1 protein-coding gene is annotated in these 700 nt (G+C 56.5%); it reads left to right on the top strand.

The window, feature by feature from the left end; translation table 11 throughout:
• Nucleotides 1–226 precede the first annotated feature (226 nt).
• Nucleotides 227–613, top strand: a complete 387-nt coding sequence (locus tag AC1DVA_RS28925) for a hypothetical protein (protein WP_476808208.1) — start codon at nt 227–229, stop codon at nt 611–613.
• The last annotated feature ends 87 nt before the right edge of the window (nt 614–700 follow it).

Here is a 700-nt window from a genome sequence, read left to right as displayed (position 1 = left end):
GTGTTCGTCGAAAGCAGAAATATTGAAGCTGCGCCGTCAACGGACACAACGGGGCCGGGTAATAATTCGGACGTAGCGTCAGTTCTCTATACAGCACTGTCTCTTTTAAGTGACGATTCCACATCAAATTGACGACAAGTCGAAAGAGCAGCAAGACTCTGTTGCGGCAGCAGAGCGAGTGAATAATGTGTGCCAGTCGAGTAGGCCGGAGCAGTCGGGGGAGACAATGCGGATCGCGCCTTTACCGTTTATCGCGATGCTTACGCTTGGTTTCTGGGCCAGTGCGCAGGCTGCCGATCTTTCGGGCGCGCCCGAGCAGCGGCCGGCTGTGGCTGCATGCCAGGTCTGGGGCGTCTCCAGGCTGGCGCACGAGCCCAATATTTCGGTTATCCARCAAGCGGTTCAGGCGCGGTACGCCGAGGCAAGAACAGTGTCCACTCAACTTGCCACGGAAGCCAGTCGTTCCGAGCGGATTACCTGGGCCTATGCGTCTCGAACAGCCTGCGGCATTGCGCTGGGCATGCTGTCGATGCGTGAGGTCGATCCGGATCGGTTGTGGAACTGTGAGTGCTACCATGCACGCATGCGTGCCGCGATGAGCCCCCGTGACTGAGTCAATTCCGCCCGAATACCGTTCGGAAGCAAGGCCGACAATGTTCGAAATTTGTTTCTAGGATAAATTTGATGTTGAGGCCTATAG

Source organism: Allobosea sp. P4_C6 (assembly GCF_056402015.1).
Note: the sequence above shows the minus strand (reverse complement) of the source record. Positions and strands in the feature narration are given on the sequence as shown.